20 protein-coding genes are annotated in these 20,235 nt (G+C 60.1%); 5 read left to right on the top strand and 15 right to left on the bottom strand.

Annotation, left to right across the window (positions count from 1 at the left end):
* Window positions 1-51: 51 nt before the first annotated feature.
* From AB1A64_RS12245 to AB1A64_RS12205, 9 genes are all read right to left on the bottom strand, one after another.
* Window positions 52-501 carry a YtoQ family protein gene (locus AB1A64_RS12245; protein WP_366551669.1) on the bottom strand — a complete coding sequence of 150 codons (450 nt, stop codon included), beginning with the start codon at window positions 499-501 and terminating at the stop codon, window positions 52-54.
* A gap of 158 nt (window positions 502-659) precedes the next feature.
* A complete protein-coding gene (gene pheT / locus AB1A64_RS12240; protein WP_366551668.1) occupies window positions 660-3,056 on the bottom strand; it encodes a phenylalanine--tRNA ligase subunit beta in 2,397 nt (798 codons plus the stop codon).
* Between the two features lie 88 nt (window positions 3,057-3,144).
* A complete protein-coding gene (locus AB1A64_RS12235; protein WP_366551667.1) occupies window positions 3,145-3,552 on the bottom strand; it encodes a cupin domain-containing protein in 408 nt (135 codons plus the stop codon).
* Window positions 3,553-3,621: 69 nt separating this feature from the next.
* The gene (locus tag AB1A64_RS12230) at window positions 3,622-4,416 is read right to left on the bottom strand and encodes a polyhydroxybutyrate depolymerase (RefSeq protein ID WP_366551666.1); all 795 of its coding nucleotides are present in this window, start codon (window positions 4,414-4,416) and stop codon (window positions 3,622-3,624) included.
* A gap of 539 nt (window positions 4,417-4,955) precedes the next feature.
* On the bottom strand, window positions 4,956-6,029 hold the full coding sequence (gene pheS / locus AB1A64_RS12225) for a phenylalanine--tRNA ligase subunit alpha (protein WP_366551665.1): 1,074 nt from the start codon (window positions 6,027-6,029) through the stop codon (window positions 4,956-4,958).
* Window positions 6,030-6,112: 83 nt separating this feature from the next.
* Entirely contained in the window at window positions 6,113-7,483 is a 1,371-nt protein-coding gene (locus tag AB1A64_RS12220) for a glutamate--cysteine ligase (protein ID WP_366551664.1), read from the bottom strand.
* A 64-nt stretch (window positions 7,484-7,547) separates the two neighbouring features.
* On the bottom strand, window positions 7,548-8,075 hold the full coding sequence (locus AB1A64_RS12215; RefSeq protein ID WP_366551663.1) for a hypothetical protein: 528 nt from the start codon (window positions 8,073-8,075) through the stop codon (window positions 7,548-7,550).
* Window positions 8,072-8,920, bottom strand: coding sequence for a GNAT family N-acetyltransferase (locus tag AB1A64_RS12210; protein WP_366551662.1), 849 nt, complete (start codon window positions 8,918-8,920; stop codon window positions 8,072-8,074). The genes AB1A64_RS12215 and AB1A64_RS12210 overlap by 4 nt, the downstream gene beginning before the upstream one ends.
* A complete protein-coding gene (locus AB1A64_RS12205) occupies window positions 8,917-9,642 on the bottom strand; it encodes a 16S rRNA (uracil(1498)-N(3))-methyltransferase (protein WP_366551661.1) in 726 nt (241 codons plus the stop codon). Before AB1A64_RS12205 ends, AB1A64_RS12210 begins: the two co-directional genes overlap by 4 nt.
* Window positions 9,643-9,654: 12 nt before the next feature.
* On the opposite strand from AB1A64_RS12205, the gene ubiA reads away from it, so the two are divergent.
* The 4 genes from ubiA (at window position 9,655) to AB1A64_RS12185 (ending at window position 13,807) form a co-directional block, all read left to right on the top strand.
* Window positions 9,655-10,617 (top strand): 4-hydroxybenzoate octaprenyltransferase, encoded by a 963-nt coding sequence (gene ubiA, locus AB1A64_RS12200; protein ID WP_366551660.1) that lies wholly within the window; start codon window positions 9,655-9,657, stop codon window positions 10,615-10,617.
* 64 nt (window positions 10,618-10,681) lie between these two features.
* The gene (locus tag AB1A64_RS12195; protein WP_366551659.1) at window positions 10,682-12,598 is read left to right on the top strand and encodes an OmpA family protein; all 1,917 of its coding nucleotides are present in this window, start codon (window positions 10,682-10,684) and stop codon (window positions 12,596-12,598) included.
* Window position 12,599: 1 nt separating this feature from the next.
* On the top strand, window positions 12,600-12,920 hold the full coding sequence (locus AB1A64_RS12190; protein ID WP_366551658.1) for a hypothetical protein: 321 nt from the start codon (window positions 12,600-12,602) through the stop codon (window positions 12,918-12,920).
* Between the two features lie 68 nt (window positions 12,921-12,988).
* Window positions 12,989-13,807 (top strand): isocitrate lyase/phosphoenolpyruvate mutase family protein, encoded by an 819-nt coding sequence (locus tag AB1A64_RS12185; RefSeq protein WP_366551657.1) that lies wholly within the window; start codon window positions 12,989-12,991, stop codon window positions 13,805-13,807.
* A gap of 36 nt (window positions 13,808-13,843) precedes the next feature.
* Here AB1A64_RS12185 and AB1A64_RS12180 read toward each other — a convergent pair whose 3' ends face one another.
* The 3 genes from AB1A64_RS12180 to pgsA are packed head-to-tail and all read right to left on the bottom strand — an operon-like array spanning window position 13,844 to window position 15,206.
* Window positions 13,844-14,287 (bottom strand): molybdenum cofactor biosynthesis protein MoaE, encoded by a 444-nt coding sequence (locus AB1A64_RS12180; RefSeq protein ID WP_366551656.1) that lies wholly within the window; start codon window positions 14,285-14,287, stop codon window positions 13,844-13,846.
* Window position 14,288: 1 nt separating this feature from the next.
* Window positions 14,289-14,534 carry a molybdopterin converting factor subunit 1 gene (gene moaD / locus AB1A64_RS12175; RefSeq protein ID WP_366551655.1) on the bottom strand — a complete coding sequence of 82 codons (246 nt, stop codon included), beginning with the start codon at window positions 14,532-14,534 and terminating at the stop codon, window positions 14,289-14,291.
* 3 nt (window positions 14,535-14,537) lie between these two features.
* A complete protein-coding gene (gene pgsA / locus AB1A64_RS12170; RefSeq protein WP_366551654.1) occupies window positions 14,538-15,206 on the bottom strand; it encodes a CDP-diacylglycerol--glycerol-3-phosphate 3-phosphatidyltransferase in 669 nt (222 codons plus the stop codon).
* Between the two features lie 181 nt (window positions 15,207-15,387).
* On the opposite strand from pgsA, the gene AB1A64_RS12165 reads away from it, so the two are divergent.
* A complete protein-coding gene (locus tag AB1A64_RS12165; RefSeq protein WP_366551653.1) occupies window positions 15,388-16,272 on the top strand; it encodes a DMT family transporter in 885 nt (294 codons plus the stop codon).
* On the opposite strand, the gene uvrC is transcribed toward AB1A64_RS12165, so the two are convergent.
* The 3 genes from uvrC to AB1A64_RS12150 all read right to left on the bottom strand — a co-directional run bounded on the left by uvrC (window position 16,269) and on the right by AB1A64_RS12150 (window position 20,197).
* Complete coding sequence (uvrC, locus tag AB1A64_RS12160) at window positions 16,269-18,143, bottom strand: excinuclease ABC subunit UvrC (protein WP_366551652.1); 1,875 nt, start codon at window positions 18,141-18,143, stop codon at window positions 16,269-16,271. The two genes, AB1A64_RS12165 and uvrC, sit on opposite strands and share 4 nt — an antisense overlap.
* Before the next feature lie 290 nt (window positions 18,144-18,433).
* Entirely contained in the window at window positions 18,434-19,213 is a 780-nt protein-coding gene (locus AB1A64_RS12155) for an SDR family oxidoreductase (RefSeq protein WP_366551651.1), read from the bottom strand.
* A gap of 21 nt (window positions 19,214-19,234) precedes the next feature.
* Window positions 19,235-20,197, bottom strand: coding sequence for a calcium/sodium antiporter (locus tag AB1A64_RS12150; RefSeq protein ID WP_366551650.1), 963 nt, complete (start codon window positions 20,195-20,197; stop codon window positions 19,235-19,237).
* Window positions 20,198-20,235: the final 38 nt, after the last annotated feature.

Below are 20,235 nucleotides of genomic sequence, written 5' to 3'. Positions count from 1 at the left end.
GATCGGGCTTGCGGCCACACTATGCTGCAAGCCCAATTTCAATGGGTTAATTCAGCCCGGCAACTTGCCGGTCAGCACATAGCGCAGAACCTCAACCACTTGCGAGGGTTGTTCGGCCACGGCCAGAGCAGCGGCATCCACTTCTTTCAGTGCGTGCTGGTGATCGGGGCCGTGTAGCACAATCAGCGACTTGCCCAGCGCTGCCGCATAGCCCGCATCAAAGGCGGCGTTCCACTGTTTGTATTTCTCACCGAACCGGACGACGACCACATCCGCATCCGCGATCCCTTTGCGCGTCCGGATCGCGTTGACCATCGCGCCTTTGTGGTCGTGCCAGTATTTGTTCGGCTCTTCGCCCAAAATAGCCACACCGCAATCGTCGCTTGCATCATGATCGGTCACGGGGCCGTTGAATGTGATGTCCAACCCCTGTGCGCCGTCGATAATTTGCTCACGCCAATCGGTGTGAATTTCCCCTGATAGGTATACGTTCAAGCCCATGTCGACCTCCGGTATTGATTTAGAACCTACTTAAAGCGCCTTTGCGGGAAGCCCAATCAAGAAAAACCAGAAACACTTATCCCAAACACGCCTTAATCCCCGTAGGTGAAACGAAAAACGCGCCCGGAGGCGCGTTTTTGAAGTCTTATGGCAGGCCCCTATCCGCGCAACACTCCGCCCGTCGCCTTGGAGACCTTGGCGATGATCTTCTCGGCCACCGCCTCGATGTCTTTTTCCTTCAACGTGGCGTCGGTTGGCTGCAGGCGCACGGTGATGGCCAGCGATTTCTTTCCTTCGCCCAGACTGCCTCCGATGAATTCATCAAAGACACGCACATCCTCGATCAGCGCCTTGTCAGCACCGGCTGCGGCATTCACCAGCGTCAGCGCCTCGACCCCTTCGTCGACAACAAAGGCAAAGTCGCGTTCAACCGCTTGCAGGTCACGCAGTTCCAGCGCAGCACGGGTGGCACCGGATTTACGCGGCAGAGGCACCTCGTCCGGCCAGATCGTAAAGGCCATCGCCGGGCCTTTGATGTCCAGCGCCTGCAACACGCGTGGGTGCAGCTCACCGAAGACACCCAGCACCTTTTTCGGGCCAAGGCAGATCTTGCCGTGACGGCCCGGATGCCACCAGGCATCGCCGTCACGCAGGATCTGCACCTTGGCGGGTGCGCCAATGGCAGCCAGAACAGCCTCGGCATCCGCTTTGGCATCGAATATGTCGACCGGGCGCGAGGCCCCGTGGACGTCCTTGGGACCATTACGACCAACCAGCAGACCGGTGATCTGAATTTTCTGATGGCCCGGTTCGCCATCGTGGAACACCGGGCCGACCTCGAACAGGGCCACGTCGGCATAACCGCGCGCCTGATTGCGGGCGGCGGCCTGCAACAGACCGGGCAACAGATCGGGCCGCATGTGGCTCATCTCGGTCGAGATCGGGTTTTCCAACTGGGTCGCTTCGTCCCCGCCACCAAACAATGCTGCCGAGGCCTGATCGATGAAAGTATAGGACACGCATTCATTGTACCCCAGCGCCGCACAAGTGCGCCGCGCCATCGATTGACGGCGTTGTGTCGGGGTCATCACCGGTTTTGGGATGCCATCGGTGATACGCGGCAACGGTTTACCCTGCAGCTTGGTCAAGGATGCAATCCGCGCGACCTCTTCCACCAGATCGGCCTCACCCATGATATCGGGGCGCCAGCTGGGAACATGCGCCATCTCGCCCTCCAGACGGAAACCCAGACGAGTCAGGGTCTGGCGTTGTTCGCTTTCGGGGATGTCCATTCCGACCAGAGACTGCACCCGCTCGGCATCCAGTTTGAAGGCGCGCGAATGATCCGGCGCTTTGCCAGCCTCCACGACCTTGGACACTTCGCCGCCGCAGATATCCAATATCATCTGCGTTGCCTGCTCCAACCCTTCCAGTGTGTATTCCGGGTCTACCCCACGCTCGAACCGATAGCGCGCGTCCGAGTTGATCTTCAACGCACGCCCCGTCAACGCGATCTGCACATGGTCCCAGAACGCGCTTTCCAGGAAAACATTCACGGTCTCATCCGTACAGCCGGTTTCCGCGCCCCCCATAATACCGGCAATGGATTCCGGGCCTTTGTCGTCGGAAATCACCATCATGCCGGGCTGCAGCGTGTATTCTTTCTCATCCAGCGCAACCAGCTTTTCACCGCCCTTGGCGCGATGTACCCGCAGATTGCCCTGCACCTTGTCCGCATCGAAGACGTGCAGCGGTCGATTGTGGTCGAAAGTCATATAGTTGGTGATATCCACCAACGCCGAAATCGGACGCAGACCGATCGCCTTCAGCTGATCCTGCAACCATTGCGGGCTGGGTCCGTTTTTAACACCCTTGATCAGCCGTCCGGTGAAATGGGGCGCACCGTCCAGCGTATCCTCGTCAATCGTCACCTTGATTGGGCTGTCAAAATCACCCGGAACCGGCGAGTAGTCACGCTGTTTCAACTTACCAATGCCACGCGCGGCCAGATCACGAGCGATCCCTTCGACGCCCAGCGCATCGGGGCGGTTCGGAGTGATCGCGATTTCGATCATCGGGTCAACCTTCGACGGCTCATTCTCGGCCAACCAGTCGATGAATTTGTCGCCCACCGCGCCCGAGGGCAGCTCGATAATGCCGTCATGCTCGTCCGACAGCTCCAGCTCGCGCTCGGATGCCATCATGCCAAAGCTTTCGACGCCGCGGATCTTGCCGACGCTGATGGTCAGGTCCAGACCGGGGATATACATGCCCGGTTTGCACACCACGACGGTGATGCCGTCGCGCGCGTTGGGGGCACCGCAGATGATCTGCAGCTCACCCTCATCGGTGTCCACCCTGCAGACGCGCAGCTTGTCGGCGTCGGGATGCTTCTCGGCGTGTTTCACATACCCAAGAGTAAAGTCCTTCAGCCGGTCCGCCGGGTTCACGATCTCTTCGACCTCAAGGCCCAGATCAGTCAGCGCCTCAGCAATCTCATCCACCGAAGCGTTGGTGTCGAGGTGGTCTTTCAACCAGGAAAGAGTGAATTTCATCGGTCGGTTTCCGCCAGTAAATCTCGGGTCAGACCGCGTTTACCGGATAATGCGCAGAGGGGAAAGAGGGCGCGTAAGGCCGCCGCGCCTACTTCGCGGTCACTGTGTTGCTAACGCTGTCCGATCCGGCAAACACCGCCAGAATCCGCGCGATCCCCTCGCCGGTATTCTCACCCGCATGGGGTGACCGGAACGCCTCGACCAGCGCATCACCTTCCTTATAGGTCCGGCTGCCTGCATCGCCGTAGTCCACAGTAATCTCACCTTCGAGGATATAGGCCGCCAGCGGCGCGTCATGCCGGTGCAGGCCGGTTTTCTGACCGGGCTGCATGGTGACGATGGCCATGGTGATCTGCGGGGTGCCGTCGGGATATTCCAACGCCTCACCAATGACCGAGGTTTCGGTCTGCAACAGCACTTCGACCGGCGGATAGGTGTCACGTGCAAAGACCGGTGCGGCGGCAAGGATCAGAGCGAAAGGCAAAAGCAATTTCATGCGGCAAGGACTCCCGTGTCAGATCGTTTCGCCTAACAGGAGGGTCACCGTGCGGCGATGTCAAACAGTTCAGGGATAGCTCGGGACGCGGCCCAGCAATTCATCCAACTGCCGCCCGATCCAGCCGTGGGGGATGAAATGCCCGCCCGGATGCGTATCCAGCACCACTTGCCCCTGCGCGCAATCGGTCCACTCCATCCGGCTGAGCGTCAGGATCGGCACCACGCTCCAATCCCCACGCGGGGTGGCGTCGTGACAGCCGTATTTCTGCCGCCACAGCGCCACCGGATAAGTAGTGTCACCATCCTTGCCATAGGGGAAATCCATCACCGTATCGCTCAGGCCATGCACATGGCGCACCTGACGCGGGGCCTGTGGGCAATCCTCGGTCTGGCGGATACTGCCGGCAACGGCAAGCAGCGCCGCCGTGTCATTGCCCGACTGGCAGACATAGCGCCACGCCATCGCGCCACCAAAGGAATAGCCCGAGACATAGATGCGCTCCGGGTTAATCGGATAGCGTCTGGCCACATCCTCTAACACCCGATCAGCAAAAGGCACGTCACCCGTGTCCGAGGTCCAGAAATCCCAGCTTTTGCCCAACCCGTTTGGGGCCACCAGCAACACACCGCGCAGCTTCGTGGCACCGGCGATGCGTTCATGATTCACCACTACGGTCCCCTGCCGCGCCCAACCGTGGAAATGCAGCAACACCGGCAGAGGCGTTTCGCCATCCCACCCGTCCGGTTCCAGCACATGATACGAGCGGTCACCAACCTGACAGGCGGTATCGCCGTGGCAGGTATCGATAGCGATGGCTTGAGTGGCGGTCAGCAGGAAGAGGCAGAGCAGTCGGTAAATCATCCGTTGAACCCTAGCGAGCCTGCGCCCGCTGTCACGTCACAACCCCGTGGGCGCATGTAACAAGCCGCGCCATCGCCAGGCCGCGGGATGGCGATCCTCGGGGAGTGACGGGCACTTTATGGCAACCAAATCCGTGTACTTTTCGAGCGTTGCGCTGGTGGAGACAAATCGCCAGCCCGTGCGGGCGGTCTGGCGATGGCGCGGCGGCCTATCGGCCTTTGCTCCGCGCCCAGAAAACGCAGACCCAACCCCAATCAACTAACGGTAGTTGTAGTTTTGCACGGCGCTCTCCCAATCGCTCTGCAATCGCTCAGCTTCAAAAATCGCATCATCATGCTCGTTCTCTAAGCACTTTAGGTAGTCCGACATATCACGAAGATACCTCTGTACGTCATCTTGAGCACTTTCCATTTCCCAATGATCTTCATAGTGACCTGAAGGTAAACGAGGCTGATTTGGTCGATCACAGTAGTAAAATTGTGCGAAGAGGGGCGCAGGGAACACGACGCCAATCAAAACAAGCACAAATCTTTGAAAACTCACCGAGACAAACCACCATGCAGGTTCGGCATATCCAGCGCCGCAAACCCGTAGTGGCGCAGCCAGCGCAGGTCGGAATCGAAGAACGCCCGCAGGTCAGGGATGCCGTACTTCAGCATCGCCAGACGGTCGATGCCGATGCCAAAGGCAAAGCCCTGATAGACCTCGGGGTCGATGCCACCGGCGGCGATCACCTTGGGGTGGACCATGCCGGAACCCAGAATCTCCATCCAGTCGTCGCCCTCACCGATTTTCAGCTGACCGTTATCCCAGGAACAGCGGATATCGACCTCGGCCGACGGCTCGGTGAAGGGGAAGTGAGAGGCGCGGAAGCGCAGTTCGACATCCTCGACCTCGAAGAAGGCCTTCACGAACTCTTCCAGAACCCATTTCAGGTTCGCCATCGAGATGTCCTTGTCGATGGCCAGCCCCTCGACCTGATGGAACATCGGCGTGTGGGTCTGGTCATAGTCGGCACGGTACACGCCGCCGGGACAGATCACGCGGATCGGCGCGCCTTGTTTCTCCATCGAGCGGATTTGCACCGGTGAAGTATGGGTCCGCAGCACATGCGGCGGGCGGTTGTCGCCCTCGGCGCGGTGCATATAGAACGTGTCCATCTCGGCCCGCGCGGGGTGGTGGCCGGGGATGTTCAGGGCGTCAAAGTTATACCAGTCGTCTTCGATCCGCGGCCCTTCTGCCACCGAGAAACCCAGTTCAGCAAAGATCGCGGTCAGTTCCTCGGTCGCCTGGCTGATCGGGTGGATCGAGCCCTGACGGCGCGCACGGGTCGGCAGAGTAACGTCCAGCCATTCGGTACGCAGACGTTCATCCAGCGCGGCATCGGCCAAAGCGGATTTCTTGGCAGAGAGGGCCGAGTTGATCTCGTCCTTCAGGGCGTTCAGCGCGGGACCTGCGACTTGGCGTTCCTCGGGCGTCATCTTGCCCAGCTCGCGCATCTTCAGCGCGACCTCGCCTTTTTTGCCCACGGCGGCGACGCGGATCGCCTCAAGCGCGTTTTCGTCGCCTGCTTCGGCAATCTGCCCCAGATATTTTGACTTAAGATCGTCCATGACGCTTTCCGAAACTGGCCCCTGAATTTGGTCCAGAACCTGCTATCGGCCAATCCCGGTGAATGCAAGCCGCACGGCGCGGATCAATAGCTGTATTCCGGGAACACCCGCGTCAGATCGCCATTCCAGTCGCCATTGTAGTGGTCCAGCAACTCATCCGCCGGCACCTTGCCGGTTTCGATACTGTCCTTCAGCGCGTTGAGGAAATGCGTTTCATCCGGGACCAGACCGCCTGCACCGGGGAAGGCGCGGGATTTCAGACCAGCCTCAGAGATCGCAACCACCTCGCGCGCCAGATCGTGCATGTTAATGTTGCCGACCTGCGCCTGCAGCCCGTCTTTTGCGGCCTCGACCCGCAGTGCCTCGCGGGTTTCCGCATCCCAGCCTTTGACCAGATCCCAGGCCGCATCCAAAGCCCCCTGATCATAGGTCAGGCCAACCCAGAACGCAGGCAACGCGCACAGACGACGCCACGGGCCACCATCGGCGCCGCGCATCTCCATGAACTTCTTGATCCGCGCTTCGGGGAAGGCGGTGGTCAAGTGGTCGGCCCAATCCGACAGTGTCGGCGTTTCGCCCGGCAGCGCGGGCAGTTTGCCCTGCAGAAAATCCCGGAAAGACTGGCCCAGCGCGTCGATATACTGACCGTCGCGATAGACGAAATACATTGGCACATCCAACGCGTATTGGACCCAGCGTTCGAACCCGAACCCGTCCTCGAACACGAAAGGCAGCATCCCAGTACGCGCATCATCCAGATGCTGCCAGATATAGCTGCGCCAGCTTTTCTGGCCGTTGGGTTTGCCATCGAAGAACGGAGAGTTGGCGAACAGTGCCGTCGCCACCGGCTGCAAGGCCAGCGCGACGCGCAATTTCTGCACCATGTCGGCCTCGGACCCAAAGTCGATATTCACCTGAACCGTACAGGTCCGGCGCATCATCGACCGACCCATGGTGCCGACTTTCTCCATGTAGTCGTTCATCAGCTTGTAGCGGCCCTTGGGCATCAGGGGCATATCGTCGTGCGACCATGTCGGCGCGGCACCAAGACCGATGAAGCCGACGCCGATCTTGTCAGCAATATCCTTCACGTCGCGCAGATGCGCGTTCACCTCGTCACAGGTCTCATGGATGGTTTCCAAAGGCGCACCCGACAGTTCCAACTGTCCACCGGGTTCCAGCGAGACATTGGCGCCATCTTTTTGCAGACCGATCAGCTTGCCGTTTTCTTCCAGCGGCTCCCATTCGTGCAGGTCGCGCAGGCCCTTGAGCACGGCCAGAATCGAGCGCTCACCCTCATAGGGCAGCGGTTTCAGCGTGTCCTTGCAATAGCCGAACTTTTCATGCTCGGTCCCGATGCGCCAATCCTGTTTGGGCTTACAGCCCGATTCCAGATATTCGGCCAGTTGCTCATGGCGTTCGATCGGTCCGCCGCCGGACTGAGGGATGGACATGAGTCGCGCTCCGATCCTGATGTGTCTATCTTTTGGTCAGTCGTGGGGGCAAACCGCGCCAGTGTCAATGCAGCCTGAGATGCGCCGGGCGCGAGGGCGTTCGTTCCCAGATGACCACCTGATGTGCCGTGCCACTGTTAAGTTCCGCCAGCATTTGTTCGGTTTTCAGCCCCGGCAGCGCCGAGAAGACATCGAACAGCGCCTCCGCCCCTTCGGCATTCACAGGAATGTGAAGCACCGGCTGACCCGGTTGTTCCAGCACCCAATGCGCAGGCGACGACGTCGGGTCCAGCGCCAGACGCTCAATTTCCCGCGCGGCAACCATGCCGCCGTCCAGCGGGCCCAGATAAGTGATCTGGCCTTCGTCAATGGTTACCACGCCCGGCCCACCGGCCCCGGTGCGAAAGCGGGCACGCTGAATGCCGATGACGGCAAGCGCGACTGAGACCAGAACCAGCACCCAACCGAGCCAGCCCAGCAACCCACCGGGGCCGCCGATCCAGCTGAGGCCCACAAGCAGGACAGCCCCGGCCACCAACACTTCGCGCCAGCGCCACAGGGTCAGTTTGGCTTCAGGTCGGATGAAACTCATGCCGTGTCCTCGGGGTTTGTGAACAGGATCAGTGAATACTGCCCCGCCGGTTGAAATCCGATTCCGATATAGGCACGCGCGGCGGAATCGGAAGCCGCGAACAGAACTGCACGGGTCGCTCCGGCGTTGCGCGCCTCAAGCAGGTGCAGCGCAACCGCTAAGCGGGCGTAGCCACGGCCGCGCAAATCGGGCGGAGTATAGACGCCACCGATTTGCACGATCTCGGGCAGGCGGGCGTTGAATCCAGTCATGGCCACTGGCTGCCCGTCGATCAAAAGAACTCGGTGAGAATCGCGCGATGTATAGGCCAGATAATCTTCGCCCGCCTGTTTCTGCGCCCGGCCTGGGGCGAAATCCATTGCCTCGATCAGATAGCTTTCGCGCCAGCCTTCGGTGATCGCTCTGGCAACTTCGCCCAAGGGCACAAGTTCGGCGCCCTCGGCATTAGGCAGCACAAGCTGGTCCAAATCCAGCGAGAAACCCGGCTCATCACTGTTCAGCGTCGCGGGGCGACCTTCCCACCCGGCCAGCCGCATGATCCTGCGTGCCTGCACCGCCTCGGCAGCCAGCCCAAACAGCTTGCGGCCACGGATCAGAGCAATCGCGTCTGCAAGTTCCTGATCGGAACAGTCGGGACATTGCGGCAGGACCATGCCTTCGTTGGTGATGCCAAACACGGCCCGTGGTTCATTCCCCAGAACCCAGAAATTCACGGCACGCGGGTGAGACCCACACAAACCATGATCCCGCAGATTGGCCAGCGGGAACATCGAGGTCTGCATATACCCGGACAGAAATGCGTCGATCTTTGGCGCATCAGCGGCTTGCGCCAATCGCCATGTCACGACCAATCCCCCAGCGCCTGCTGCCACATGGTCAGCGCCGCAACAGCCGCCGTGTCGGCGCGCAGGATACGAGGGCCCAGACTGACCACATGGGCAAAGGGCAGGCCAACAAGACGCGCGCGCTCACGATCCGAAAAACCGCCCTCGGGGCCGATCAGTATGGCCCAGGGCTGCCCCTTCTCCTGTGCCGCCAACCGCAGAGCCGACCCAACTTCGGCCTCGTTGCAAAACATCAGCTGGCGACCCTTTGGCCATGCGTCCAGAACGCGGTCCAGCCGTTGTAGATCGGCGACCTCGGGCACGAAGGTGCCGCCGCATTGCTCGGCGGCCTCAACCGCGTGGGCTTGCAGGCGGTCCTGTCGGATACGTTCGGAATTGGTGAACTCGGTTTGCACGGGCAGAATGCGGGCAGCGCCCATTTCCGCCGCTTTTTCAACGATGAAATCGGTACGCGCCTTTTTGATCGGCGCGAACAGGAACCACAGATCGGGCGGCATTTCCAGCGGTCTGGTTTGTTCCACACAGTTCAGAACGCCGCCGCGCTTGCCTGCCTCGGCGACCTCGGCCAGCCACTCTCCGTCCCGGCCATTGAACAGGGCCACATGACCGCCCACAGCCAGACGCATGACACCGAACAGGTAATGTGCCTGCTCGCGCGTCAAATCAACGGATTGCCCCTGACCCAGAGGGTGCTCTACATACAGTCTGATCTTTGCACTCATGAGGCCTTACATATGCAAGGCAACGCCCCAACACCAGACGGTCAGGTCGCCGATGCCGTATCCGGCAACTGGGTCGACACCCACGCGCCTGAATTCACCCGCCCCTATCTGCGCCTCAGCCGCGCGGACCGGCCCATTGGCACGTGGCTGCTGCTGATTCCATGCTGGTGGGGTCTGGCGCTGGCGATCCTTAGCGACGGTAATCCCAGGTGGGAGGATCTGTGGATTGCAATCGGCTGTGCCCTCGGCGCATTCCTGATGCGCGGTGCAGGCTGCACATGGAACGACATCACCGACCGCGAGTTTGACGGGCAGGTGGAACGCACCCGGTCACGCCCGATCCCGTCGGGTCAGGTCAGTGTGCGGCAGGCGGTGATCTGGATGGGCCTGCAATGCCTGCTGGCGCTGGGGATTCTACTGACCTTCAATCAGGCCGCCATCGCAATGGGTGTGCTGTCGCTGCTGCCGGTGACGATCTATCCCTTTGCCAAACGGTTCACATGGTGGCCGCAGGTGTTTCTGGGGCTTGCCTTCAACTGGGGCATCCTGTTGGCCTGGGCCGCGCATACCGGCACGGTCGGCCTGCCCGCGATCATACTGTACGTCGCGGGCATCGCCTGGACGCTGTTTTATGACACGATCTATGCCCATCAAGATGCCGAGGATGATGAACTGATCGGCATCAAATCCACCGCCCGGCTTTTTGGTGCCGATACAGGGCGCTGGCTGAAATACTTTCTGGTGGCAACGGTTTTCCTGATGGGGCTGGCCATTATCGACGGGGCACTGGCGCAGGCTTCGATCCTAGCTCTTGTCGTGGCCTTGGCCGGGCCGTGGGCGATGGGCTGGCACATGGCATGGCAACTGCGCGGGTTGGATCTTGAGAACAACGCGAAGCTGCTGCAATTGTTCCGCGCCAACCGCGACACCGGCCTTATTCCGCTGATCTTCCTCTGCGTCGCGCTGTTGCTCTGATTGCACCTTGGCGCAGGGCTAGGTAAGAGTTCGCACATTCGCCTGAGGAGTCGTTAACCCGCACATGCGTTTGCCCTATATCTTAGCCGTTGCCTTTATCTTCCTCGTTTCGGCTGGCCTTTGCCTGTTGGCGGCCAGCTTTGCGGTGACCAAGGTCGAAGAGTCCTCTGAATTTGCCGTGCGCCGTGCGCTGGACCTAAAGGGGCACGATTGGGCCGAGGTGTATTCCGACGGGTTGCGCGTTGTGCTAACGGGCACTGCCACGGATGAGGCCACCCGCTTTAACGCCCTGACCGCAGCAGGCACCGAGGTCGATACCTCGCGTGTGATCGACGAGATGAACGTGGCGCCGACTTCGCAACTGGCCGCCCCCCGGTTTTCCGCCGAGATTTTGCGCAATGACAGTGGGATTTCCGTGATCGGCCTGATCCCGGTCAGCCAGGACCGCGAGGCGCTGGTGAACCAGTTGCGCGATCTGGGCGATGGCAACCAGGTCTCGGACCTGTTGGAAACCGCCGACTATCCCAAACCCAAGGGGTGGGATGACGCGATCACCTATGCCGTCGAGGCGCTGACCCGCCTGCCCCGCGCCAAGATCTCGGCCAGTCCAGGTCTGGTCAAGATCACCGCAATTGCCGACAGCCAGCAGGAAAAGGAACGGCTGGAACAAAGCCTTACCCGTGCCGCGCCGCCCAGCCTGCGGATCGGCCTGGCGATCTCGGCCCCGCGTCCGGTGATCACGCCTTTTACCTTACGGTTTTTGATCGACGAAAACGGCGGCCAGTTCGACGCCTGTTCGGCGCAAGACGAAAAAGCCCGCGATGCCATCATTGCAGCGGCGAAAGAGGCTGGTCTTAGCGCCACCTACTCCTGCACCATCGGGCTGGGCGTGCCCTCGCCACGCTGGTCTGACGCCGCCACTCTAAGCATTCAGGCGCTGGCGGATCTGGGTGGCGGATCGGTTACGATGTCGGATGCGGATATCACGCTGGCGGCAGCGCAGGGCACTGATGCCGGGACCTTTGATCGCGTGGTGGGCGAGCTTGAAAATGCGCTTCCTCCGGTCTTTGCCTTGCACGCGATCCTGCCGCCCCCGGAAACCGATGCCGTGTCTGGCCCCCCCGAATTCACCGCCACACGCAGCCCCGAGGGGTTGGTGCAGATACGCGGACGGCTGGGCGACGATACCCAGCGCGATATGGTCGACAGTTATGCACGCGCTGCCTTTGGGTCGGAACAGGTCCACACCGCAACCCGCATTGCGCCCGAAGGGCTGCCGACGGGCTGGCCCGTGCGCATTCTGACCGGACTTGAGGCGCTGGCCCAACTGCATAACGGAGCTTTGACGGTGACGCCGGATGATCTTGAGTTGTCCGGTGTCAGCCATGACCCCGACACAAAGGCGCAGATCGCGGGTCTGTTGTCCGAGAAACTGGGCGACGCACAGGAATTCACCCTGTCGATCACCTATCAAGAACCCCCCGAACCTGCCGACAAACTGCCTGATCCCGAAGTTTGCGAGGAACGCATCGCCGAAGTTCAGGCGGGCACCAAAATCGCCTTTGAACCGGGCTCGGCCACTGTTGCGACCGACTCGCGCGATACGGTGAACCAGATTGCTGACATCTTGCGCGAATGCGGCCCCATCAGGCTTGAGATTCAGGGCCACACCGACAGTCAAGGCCGAGAAGAGATGAACCAACAGCTTAGCCAATCGCGGGCGCAGTCAATCCTGAACGAGCTGCGCGCGCGCCGGGTGCCCACGGCCAGTTTCACTGCCATGGGATACGGGGAAACGCAGCCCATTGCCGATAACGACACCGAAGAAGGCCGCGAAGTAAACCGCCGGATCGAGTTCCGCCTGATCCGGCCCGAACCGGTTGAGAACCCGGAAACCGGGCTGGACGCAATCGAGGCGGAAAAGATCGAGGGCGAACAGACGGACAATACCGCCTCAGACGCGGATGCAGGGGACCAGTAAGTTGAACCGAATCGAATTCATTATCGCCACCGCCATTATCCTGTTCTTGGCCTTCTGCATGGGCTGGTTCGCCAATTGGCTGGCCCATCGCCTGTCACGCGTGCGCCAAAGCGACGTGGCCGATCTGGACCGCATGAGCCAAGAGCTGCACGAGGCCGAAGAAACCCGCGATCAGGCGATCACCTACCTGCAACAGCGCGAGGCTGAGCTGACCAATCAACTGACTCAGGCCGAGGCTGAACTGGCCGCCGCCATGGACGGCCTGCGCGCCGCCCGGCAAGAAGCCGAAGAACTGCGCGGGCGTATCAACAACGCGGATTGAGGAACCGGATTTTTCGCTCTGATTCCGGTTACATTGCTGTAGGGTCGTCCCAAACATGAGGGCGATCCATGTCAAATCAAACAGTCAAATTCGAACAGTTCAGAGACCTGCACTTTGGGCCCAAGGCTTTTGTCATGCCCAACCCCTGGGATGCGGGATCGGCCCGGTTGCTGTCCAATTTGGGCTTTGAAGCCTTGGCGACAACCAGTGCAGGCTATGCGTTCACAAAAGGCAAACGCGACTCTTTTGCTGACCTGAGCAGGGATGAGTTGCTGGACAATGCCTCAGACATCGTCAAGGCGGTTCCTCTGGCCGTTTCGGCCGACCTTGAGGCAGGGTTTGGGGATGCACCCGAAGCTTGTGCCGAAACTATTCGCATGGCAGCGGACATCGGTTTGGTGGGCGGATCGATAGAAGACGCAACAGGCAATCCTGACGCCCCGATCTATGATCTGCACCAATCGGTCGACCGCATTCAAGCTGCCGCAGAAGCCGCGGTGGATTTGCCATTCCTGTTGACCGCACGGGCAGAAAACTACCTTTGGGGCCGCGCGGATCTGGGCGATACGATCAAACGGTTGCAAATGTTTTCCGAAGCGGGCGCTGCTGTGTTGTACGCACCTGGTCTGCCGGATTTGGACGCGATCAGAACCGTGTGCCGCGAAGTCGACAAACCGGTAAATATTGTGATGGGGCTCAGCGGTCCTGTCTATTCCGTATCAGAACTGTCCGACGCAGGCGTTCGACGGATCAGCGTTGGCGGGTCATTTGCACGCGCTGCGTTTGGCGCGTTGAAGCGGGCGGCTGACGAAGTGAAATCGAAAGGCACCTTCAGCTATTCGGCGGATGCGATCCCCGGCGAAGAACTTAACAGGCTTTTGAGTTGAGATTGGACGGTCACATTCTGTGTCCGGATGGCAATGTCACCAGCGGGTCAGCGCGTCTTCGTCCTCGTCTTTGGCATCGACCCATTGCGCGCCGGAATTGGTGATTTCCTTCTTCCAGAACGGTGCGCGGGATTTCAGATAGTCCATCAGGTACTCCGCCGCCTCAAACGCATCCTTACGGTGCCGCGCGGCCGTGGCGACCATCATGATCCGGTCCCCCGGTGCCAGCCGCCCGTGGCGGTGGATCACCAGCACATCCCTTAAAGACCAGCGCTGCTGCGCTTCTTCGGCAATCTTGGTCAGGGCGCGTTCGGTCATACCGGGGTAATGCTCGATCTCCATCACATCCAAATCGCCCGAGGCCAGATCGCGCACAACACCGGTGAAGGTCACAATCGCCCCGATGGCGTCGTCACCCGCGGCAAAGGCGTTGGCCTCGGCTCCCAGATCGAACTCTTCTTCCTGAACCGCAATGCGCATCTTAGCCGCCTGTCATGGGCGGGAAAAACGCCACCTCGCGCACGCCGACCAGCGAAGCGTCAAAGTCCGACAGTTCCTGATCCAGCGCCACCCGCAGCGCGGACAGGTCGGCGAAAGCTGCGGCATAGCGGTCCTCGCGCGCGCTTAGTTCGGCAACCAGATCGAAAACCGTCGCGGCTTCGGTCTCGACCCGCTCTTTCGGCAGACCGATTCGTTCGCGGACCCAGGCGAAATACAGCACGTCCATCGGTTAGCTCTCCTTCAGATGGGGCATGGCTTTACGTAGGTAGTCATAGCCGGTGATCAATGTCAGCGTCGCGGCAATCCACAACAGCCACAGCCCAACGCGGCCCGACCAGAACATGCCTTCCAGATGCCAGCGCAGGTGGTTCACATCCTCGATCTGCCCGGTCAGAGCCTGATCAATCAATTCCGGGTTCATCCCTAATGAGCCCATCACAAAATTATGTTCAAAGATACCTTGCGAAAACAGAACCGCAATCGCCACCATCTGCGCCGTGGTTTTCCACTTCGCCAGCTTCGTCACCTTCAGCGTTCCGGCCGTATCGCCCAGATATTCGCGCAAGCCCGACACGAACACCTCGCGAAACAGGATCACAGTGGCGGGCAGTACCAGCCACGGCGTCCAGTGTTCAGCGGAATAGCCAACCAAAATCATCAGCGCGATCACCACCATCGCCTTGTCGGCGATGGGATCCAGCATAGCCCCGATCTTGGTTTCCTGTTTCCACGCGCGCGCCAGATAGCCATCAAACCAGTCGGTGATCGCCGCAGATAAAAACAGGATCAGCGCGAACCAATCCGCATAAGGACGGGTAAAATACAGAAACATCACGGCCAGACCGGGGGCTGCAATAAGGCGTAGTACGGTCAGGATATTGGGCAGGTTCCACTTCATGGTTTGGACATTACATCGCTGGTTGCAGACATAAAAGGCGGCACCGCAAAAAACGGACCCGATCACAGGCAGTTGCGGCACAGTTGGTCAAAGGGTCGCAAGCGGGAACTCTCAGCCAGATACCCCCTTGGCGCGCGATCCCTTTACGGTCAGATTGGCGCGGTTTCTACGTGGCAGAGCAATGACAACACATATTCAAACCGATCCCCGATCAAATCTGATCGGCAGCGCCTGGATGATCTCGGCCATGGCACTGTTCGCGTTAGAGGACGCGCTGCTCAAGGGGGCCTCGGCCACGTTACCCATATGGCAGATTCTGCTGTTGTTCGGCGCGGGCGGAACCGTGGTTTTTGCGATTGTCGCGATAATGCGCGGAACACGGTTGTTTCACCCCGATGTGCTGTCGCGCCCAATGAAAGTGCGCGTGCTATTCGAAATCTTCGGGCGGCTGTTCTATGTGCTGGCGATCACGCTGACGCCTTTGTCGGCGGCCACGGTGATCTTGCAGGCCACGCCGCTGGTCGTGGTCGCCGGAGCGGCCTTGTTCTTTGGCGAAACGGTCGGCTGGCGACGGTGGAGCGCCATCCTGATCGGCCTGATCGGCGTGGTGGTGATCATCCAACCAACCGGAGCCAGTTTCTCGGCCCTGTCTATTTTGGCCGTGTTGGGGATGCTGGGTTTCGCCGGGCGCGACCTGGCCAGCCGGGCCGCACCGGCCACACTCGGAACCGAGGTGCTGGGGTTTTATGGCTTTCTCTGCATCATCGTCGCCGGGCTGGCCTATCGGTTCTGGGAAGGTGCGCCACTGGCACCTGTGGACCTGCACACCAGCCTGCATGTCGGCGGAGCCGTCCTGATGGGAACCGCCGCCTATGCGTCATTGATGAAAGCGATGCGGACGGGCGAAGTTTCAGCCGTCACGCCGTTCCGCTATTCCCGCCTGCTGTTTGGTGTCGGCCTGGGCGTGGTGATGTTTGGCGAAAGGCTGGATCAGACCATGTGGATTGGTAGCGGGCTGATCGTGGCCTCGGGGCTCTACATCCTGTGGCGCGGACGGCAGGTTTAGCCCTTGTCGTGGAAGAAGTCATAAACCTTCTGCGCCAACCCGGCTGAGATACCGTCCACCGCCTTGAGATCGGCCAAGTTGGCGCGGCTGACCGCCTTGGCGCTGCCAAAATGAGCCAGCAAAGCGCGTTTGCGTGCCGCGCCCACACCGGGGATTTCGTCCAACGGGGTCGCCCCCACGGCTTTGGCGCGCTTCGCGCGGTGGGTGCCAATGGCGAACCTGTGCGCCTCATCCCTCAGACGCTGAATGAAATACAACACCGGATCGTTGCGTTTCAGGGCAAATGGGCGTTGGCCGATGCGATGAAATTCTTCCTTGCCGTGATCCCGGTCGACACCCTTGGCGACGCCCACCATCGGGATGTCCTCGACGCCGTGGGTTTGCATAATCTCATGCACGGCACTGACCTGCCCCGCACCGCCGTCGATCAGCAACAGATCAGGCCACAGCCCCTTGTCGCGGTCCGGGTCCTCTTTTTGCAGGCGGGTGAAGCGGCGATTCAGAACCTCTTTCATCATGCCAAAATCGTCGCCGGGGGTCAGATCATCACCGCGAATGTTGAACTTGCGGTAAGCGTTTTTCATGAACCCTTCGGGGCCAGCCACAATCATGCCGCCCACAGCATTGGTTCCCTGTATGTGGCTGTTGTCGTAAACCTCGATACGGTCAGGCGGAGTGTCCAGATCGAACGCCTCGGCCACGCCACGCAATAGCTTGGCCTGCGTGGCGCTTTCCGACATGCGGCGGGCCAGCGATTCACGCGCATTGCGCAAGGCACCAGCGACCAGTTCTTGCTTTTCGCCGCGTTGCGGCACTAGGATTTCCACCTTGCGCCCAGCCTTCTCGGTCAATGCTTCTTGCATCAGATCGGCGTTTTCGATGGCGTCGGACAGGATCAACTGCCGGGGCGGTTCCTTGTTGTCATAGAACTGGCCAAGGAACGCCTCCATCACCTCGGCCGAGGACACGTCCGGACCGACACGGGGATAGAAATCCTTGTTGCCCCAGTTCTGATTAGCTCGAATGAAAAACACCTGAACGCAGGCTTGGCCGCTGTCCATGTACAGGCCGATCACATCCGCTTCGGCCACGCCACGCGGGTTGATGCCCTGAGAGGTCTGCACCTGCGTCAGAGCCCGGATGCGGTCGCGCAGGCTGGCGGCACGCTCGAACTCCATCGCCTCGGACGCGGCCATCATCTGTTTGGCCAGTTCTTCTTGCACCCTGGTGGACCGGCCCGACAGAAAACGTTCGGCATCCTTGACGCTTTCGCGATAGTCGTCTTCCGAGATCAACCCGACACAAGGCCCCGAACAGCGCTTGATCTGATACAGCAGGCAGGGCCGCGTGCGGCTATCGAACATGGAATCCGAACAGTTGCGCAGCAGGAAGGCCTTTTGCAGCTGGTTCAACGTCCGGTTCACCGCCCCGGCATTGGCAAAGGGGCCGAAGTAAGCACCCTTTTCCTTCTTCGCACCGCGATGTTTCTTGATCTGGGGAAAGGCGTGGTCCTTGGCGACCAGAATATTCGGGAAGCTTTTGTCATCCCGGAGCAGCACGTTGTACTTGGGCTTGAGCTGCTTGATCAGGTTCTGTTCCAGCAGCAGCGCCTCGGTCTCGGTCCGCGTGGTCAGGAACATCATCGAAGCGGTCGCTGCGATCATCCGCTCGATCCGCCCGGAATGGCCGGGGCGCGCATAATTCGACACCCGCGCCTTCAGGTTCCGCGCCTTGCCCACGTACAAAACCCGGCTGTCGCCATCCAACATCCGATACACACCGGGCGAGCTGTCCAGCGTTTTTACATAACGCTGAATGCAGACATAGCCGGTGGGCTGAGCGTTCGATGTCGGGTCGTCTTGGATGGTCATGGGCCTGAGATATGATTCTCTGACCATGGCTGCAATCTTGTGCCCCTCAGATCAAGAGAAAACAAATCCACGGTTTCTGTGGATAACTGTGGAGATAAGTTTCCGGGCACCGCGAATTTCCCTTGTTTCATTAAGGATTCCTTGATCTGCACAAAAAATAGGCAGCATTTTAACCTTTTGTTTTTAAACAAAACTATTTCGTACACATGACAAGTGTATGAAAAAAAAGACATTTTTGTAACGTGCAGGTAACAGGAACGCGAGCGGTGCAAAACTTACGGCAGAATTACTTATTCTACGCCCAGAACATCCGGTGTCTGCCAGCCCAGATGTTGCCCGCCATCCACGCATAACAGCTGTCCAGTCACCGCATGCGCATCCAGAAAATAGCCCAGCGCGGCGGTGATATCCGACGGGTTCGCGCCCCGCTCGAGAACCGTGTTGGCGCGCTGTGCTTTGAAGTGGTCTTCGCTCTGGCGATGACCCTGCATGGTGGGGCCCGGCCCGATGGCGTTGACGCGGATCGCAGGGGTCAGCGCCTGCGCGGCGGTACGGGTCAGTGCCCACAGGCCCATTTTGGCAATGGTGTAGGACATGAACTCGGGGGTCAGCTTGCGCACGCGCATGTCGACCATGTTGATGATCAGCCCGGTGGCAACGGGTTCACCGTCGTCGTCCATGTCGGGCGTCAGGCCCTGATCAGACATCGCCTGCGTCAACACAAAAGGCGCGCGCAGGTTGCTGTCCAAGTGACGGTCCCAGCTTTGCCGCGTGGCCGTGTGAATGTTGTCGTATTCAAAGATCGAGGCATTGTTGACCAGACAGGTGATCGGTCCACCCAGCGCCTTGGCTGCGCGGGGCAGCAGGGAGCTGACATGTGCCTCATCCAGCAAATCGGCCTGCAAGGCGACCGCCTTGCGCCCCAGCGCCTGAACCTCAGCCACAGTTTCCAGCGCGGGTTGTTCAGAGGTGGCATAGTGTACCGCTACATCATATCCCCGGCGCGCCAGGTACAGCGCCATGGCCCGGCCAAGGCGAATTCCGGCACCGGTCACTAAGGCTCGTGTCATGCAGGGTCCCTCTTTGTCACGTCACGCCAACAAAACGATGACATAGACCGCGTAAAGCAGAGTCAACACAATGCCCCAGGTGCGCGTGATATCCCTCTTGAAGAAGACAAACGGGATCAGCAACAGCGACGCGCCCAACATGACCCACAAGTCAAACTCAAGGAATTCTGGATCGACGGGAATGGGGCCAACAAACGTGGCAATCCCAACAATGGCAAGCAGGTTGAACATGTTCGACCCGATCACGTTGCCCAGCGCCACATCTGCTTGCCGCCGCAACGCCGCCATCACCGTGGTTGCCAGTTCAGGCAGGGAAGTTCCCACCGCAACCAGCGTTAAGCCGATCACCGTTTCGCTGACCCCATAGGTGCGCGCAATGACGGTCGCGTTGTCGACCAAAAGATGCGCGCCCATGGGCAGGCCGATCAGGCCCAGCACCAGATAGATCGAAACCTTCCAGTAGGCCATGTTGGGATCGGCCTCTTCCAGACCTTCCAACTCATCATCATCGGAACAAGCCTCACCGCAGGCCTTGCGGTGCGCATAGGCCTCGCGGAACGCATTCCACAAAACAAGAGCCAGCGCAGCCAGCAGAATGGCCCCGCTGAGCATGTTGAACACGCCACAGAACGCCAGCCCGATGAACAGAACCGAAGCGAGCAGCATGAAAACATAGTTCTTGCGACTGTCGCATTCGCTGGTGTGCAACGTGGCCAGCAAAGCAGGCAGGCCCAGAACCAGCAAGATATTCGCCGTGTTCGACCCGACCACGTTGCCCAGCGCAATCCCCGGCGCGTTCTCCTTGATCGCGCTGATCGCAATCAAAAGCTCGGGCGCGGATGTGCCAAAGGCTACGATGGTCAGGCTAACGATCAATGCAGGCACGCCCATGCGCAGGCTCAGGTTCACCGCACCGCGCACCAGCGCATCACCCGCCAGCAGCAGGATCAGCAATCCAAGGCCGGATAACAGCCACGCCGTCATGTACGACCTCCTTTTTCGCAGGCGCAGGGGCCTTTACC

Source organism: Ruegeria sp. ANG10, assembly GCF_040705255.1.
Classification (GTDB): Bacteria; Pseudomonadota; Alphaproteobacteria; order Rhodobacterales; family Rhodobacteraceae; genus Ruegeria.
Note: the sequence above shows the minus strand (reverse complement) of the source record. Positions and strands in the feature narration are given on the sequence as shown.